The organism is Tabrizicola sp. (genome assembly GCF_031377265.1).
Lineage (GTDB): Bacteria > Pseudomonadota > Alphaproteobacteria > Rhodobacterales > Rhodobacteraceae > JAUYQR01.
On the sequence record NZ_JANMET010000317.1, the window covers coordinates 1 to 3,835 of the forward strand.

5 protein-coding genes are annotated in these 3,835 nt (G+C 63.0%); all 5 read right to left on the minus strand.

Annotation, left to right across the window (positions count from 1 at the left end; genetic code table 11):
• Nucleotides 1–449 (minus strand): aliphatic amidase regulator (locus RMO18_RS17240; protein WP_309667573.1); only part of this gene is annotated, 449 nt, incomplete at its 3' end.
• Nucleotides 450–508: 59 nt separating this feature from the next.
• The gene (locus RMO18_RS17245) at nt 509–1,639 is read right to left on the minus strand and encodes a transporter substrate-binding domain-containing protein (protein WP_309667574.1); all 1,131 of its coding nucleotides are present in this window, start codon (nt 1,637–1,639) and stop codon (nt 509–511) included.
• Nucleotides 1,640–1,644: 5 nt separating this feature from the next.
• Nucleotides 1,645–3,012: an amidase gene (locus tag RMO18_RS17250; protein WP_309667575.1), complete on the minus strand. Its 1,368-nt coding sequence runs from the start codon at nt 3,010–3,012 to the stop codon at nt 1,645–1,647.
• Nucleotides 2,996–3,169 (minus strand): hypothetical protein, encoded by a 174-nt coding sequence (locus RMO18_RS17255; RefSeq protein ID WP_309667576.1) that lies wholly within the window; start codon nt 3,167–3,169, stop codon nt 2,996–2,998. Before RMO18_RS17255 ends, RMO18_RS17250 begins: the two co-directional genes overlap by 17 nt.
• The coding region (locus tag RMO18_RS17260; protein ID WP_309667577.1) for an ABC transporter ATP-binding protein at nt 3,169–3,835 on the minus strand (667 nt) is incomplete at its 5' end. The genes RMO18_RS17260 and RMO18_RS17255, both read right to left, overlap by 1 nt.

Sequence of the window (3,835 nt, forward strand, 5' to 3'; positions counted from 1 at the left end):
GCCTCTTCTTCCGAGATCCCGCGTTCGCGCGACAGGATGCGGACCGCTTGCTCGACCTGGCGACGGGCGCGCAGGGTGTCGTCCAGCGTGCGGATCCTCTGCTTCAGTCTGCCTTCACGCCGCGCCATCCCGAGGGCCGTCGTGATTGCCGCCAACACCCCGAAGATGCGCAGCGGCTTGGACAATACGCCATGCACATGCCGTCGGCTGATCTCTTCCAGGATGTCCGGCGTTTCATAGGCGATGATGGCGATATGGGCGGCCTCGCTGCCCTCGGCCATCCAGGCAACGGAATGGCCATCATCCAGCCCGCTGAGCAAGAAGAAAACAATGTCGTAATCTTCGGCAAGCTTGTTCGGCGGTGGCCATAGACATTCTGTCTGACAGCCGATCCGACGCAACTGGTCGAAGAGAACCTTGCGATCCTGATCCTCCGGATGAAGGATCACGATCCTTGCCCGGCGCAACCGCCGAATGAAGCTTGTGCTTGTTGAGTGATCCGCTCCGCTCATCCGGGCATCGCGCCGACCGAACGGTCATAGGCTATCAAGTAGGGGTCGGCACGGATCACCATGGGCGAGCGCCAGACGACCGCGTACTGCCCGTCTGCATCCGCTTTCCCGATCAGCGGACGGACCGAGACATGGTTGGTTTCGGCATCGATGCACAGATCGCCGCCGGGCGCGTTGAAGACGGCACCCGACAGCGCCGCCAGAAGGCTGTCGGTATCCCCACGCCCCGCCGTCCGCAGCGCGTTGGCGTAGAAGTGGACCAGCGCATAGGCCACCTGCGCGTAAACGCCGGGTGACCCCATCTTGTGAAAACGGTGATAAAGTGCCGTGAACTCGGCATTTCCCGGCGTGTCGATGCTGCTGAAGTAGGGGGAAACAGCCAGATGTCCGACCCGTGCGGCCGGTGACATCAGCGCCAGTTCCGCCTCGGTTGTGGTAAATGATGCGATGGGCGCGCGCTTGGGCGAAGGGCAGGCCTCGGCATAGGCCTCGTAGAAGGCGATGCTGTGTTGCCCGACAACCGTGGACAGGATCGCATCGGGGTTCAGACTGGCAACCTTGCGGGTTGCAAGGGCGAAATCCTCGGGTGTTGAGGACAGGGACAGGTACTGCTCGCTGACGCAGGTGCCGCTGCTTTCGACCAGGAACTCCTTCACGATCCGGTTGATTTCGCGCGCATAGAGCGTGTCCGATCCGACGAGGGCAATCCGGCGACCATGACGAGTGTAGAGGTATTCCAGCAGCGGCACGACCAGCTGGTTGGGCACCGCGCCGCCATAGATGACGTTTGGAGAATACTCGAACCCTTCATAGACCGAAGGGTAGAAGAGCACACCGTTGAATCGCTCGACAACCGGTAGAACGACCTTGCGGCTGGACGACAGACAACATCCGAAGATCACATTCACCTTTTCCCGCAGCAAAAGCTCGGTCGCCAGCTCGGCGAACATCCGGTCGTCGCCCTTGGGATCGACGATGATCGGGGAAAGGGGGTGCCCGTCGATGCCGCCCCGGGCGTTGATCTCTTCGCAGGCCACGAGGATGCCTCGAAGGTGGGCTGTCTCTGACACGTCCATCACGCCCGATTGCGACAGCAGCACGCCAAAGCTGAAGGGCTGTTTCGCCAAAGATGTTACTCCGCCTGACTTACCGCAGTATCAATGAGTTTTGCGATCTGCAAAAGCGTTTCGTCTTGCCCCGGCCTCCCCATCAGCATGATTCCGATCGGCAGCCCTGTGGACGACAGCCCGCACGGCAAAGTCACAGCCGGCAGTCCGGCCAGATTCCCCAGCCAGCAGAACCAGGTCATGCTGTCCTGTGTTGACACTCGTCGGCCGCCGAACTCCTGCCAGTCGGAGTCTATTGCGGGAGCCGGGACCGGGAGGGTTGGCAGAACGAGTGCATCCCAATCCCCAAGGCCCGACGCGAGCAGAGCACAGAATTCGGCGCGGACCTGCTGAGCGCGCAAGAGTTCCTGAGCGCTCAGGTATTGCCCTGCTTCAAGGTGGGCGCGCGTGACCGCGGAAAACCCGACTGCCTGTGCAGCAAGGCGCGGCTGGTGATAGGCAGTTGCCTCACAGTGCAGGATGGTCTCCCATGCACCGAAGAAACGCCGCATGCCGGGAAGCTCGCGGGTTTCAACCGCGCAGCCTCGCGCGCTTTGCAGGGCGGCTGTAACGGCGGCGTCCACCTCGTCGCTGCGTTCAAGGCCGGGGCCGGTCAGGTTCACCAGCCTCGCCGTGCGCGAGAATGCCGCCACGGGCTGAAACGGGCGGCTGCCCCGGGTTGCTGCATCGCCTGGGTCCTCGCCCAGCAGGCAGGACAGAAGGACCGCGATGTCATCGAGCGAGGCGGCGAGCGGGCCGGGCGCATCCAGCGACCAGCTGAGCGGCAGGACACCATGGCGCGAGGCGCGGCCATAGGTCGGCTTGAAGCCGTAGATGCCGCAGGCTGATGCCGGAATGCGGATTGACCCTCCCGTATCGCTGCCAAGCGCGGCGGTCACGATTCCACCTGCAACAGAAGCAGCTGATCCGCCGCTGCTGCCACCGGTGATGTGACTCAGATTATGGGGGTTGCAGGTCGGGCCGAAACTCGACGTCGTGTTGGTGGCCCCGTAAGCCCATTCGTGCATGTTGGTCTTGCCGAAGATCACCGCTCCAGCCTCGCGAAGGCGCGCAACCAGGGTTGCATCCACGCCGGGGGGTTCCAGTGGCAACGCATTGGAACAGGCGGTCGTCGGATAGTCCCGGGTCAGGTAGTTGTCCTTCACCGCAATCGGAATACCGTCCAGCGGGCCGAGCGTGGTGCCGACTGCGCGCCTTGCATCCGAGGCATCGGCGGCTGCCAGCACTTTCACAGCGTCAAGGGCGACGAAGGCATTCAGTCCGTCAAGCACTTGCGCCCGGCTCAGCGCCGCCTCGGCCAGAAGACGTGCGGTCGTGTCACCACCACAAAGCGCCGCGATCTGGTCGACCATGCATTCAGTCTTTCGAAGCATTTTGAACCTCGGCAACGAACATGAAAACGGGTTGGAAAAGATGCGCAGGCTCGGGTGTTGGTTGGGTCGGCGCGCCTGCCAGCGCGCCCCGAATGCGGGTCAGGATCGCCTTGATCATTGCTTCCTGTTCGGGTGTCAGGGGGTGAGGTTGCATCATCACACCCCCAGCAAGTCTTGCTGCAATGCCTTGTCGGCCCGAAGGGTGTCGCGGTCCACCTCCATCCGGATACGGCCCTTTTCCATCACATAGGCCCGCCCGGCGATAGAAAGGCAGAAGTCGAGGTCCTGCTCGGCCACAAGAATCGCAATGCCGCGTTCTGCGTTGATCCGCTTCAGTATCCCCGCAATCTCGTCGATGATCGACGGCTGAACGCCTTCTGTCGGCTCATCGAGAAGCAGGATGCGTGGCTGCGTCGCCAGAGCCCGGGCCAGCGCCAGAACCTGCTGCTGTCCGCCCGAGAGCCCCCCTGCGAGATCGTCCAGCTTGGGCTTCAGCATCGGGAAATCGGTCAGCGCCTCGGTGACGGCTGCCTTGTGGTCATGTCCTGTTGCCGCCGCGGCCACCGCGATGTTTTCCGCCACGGTCATGCGTGGAAACACGAAACGGCCCTGTGGCACATAGCCAAGGCCAAGCCGCGCGCGCCTTTCGGGCGCGGCTGGTGCCACCTTGCCATCAATTTTCACATGCCCGGCCATGGGCGGTATGCTGCCGCTGGCGAACCGCATCAGGGTGGACTTGCCAACCCCGTTGCGACCCAGAAGCGCCACCACCTCGCCGCGCTTCACCTCGAGGCTCACATCCCGGATGATCGTGGTCTTGCCG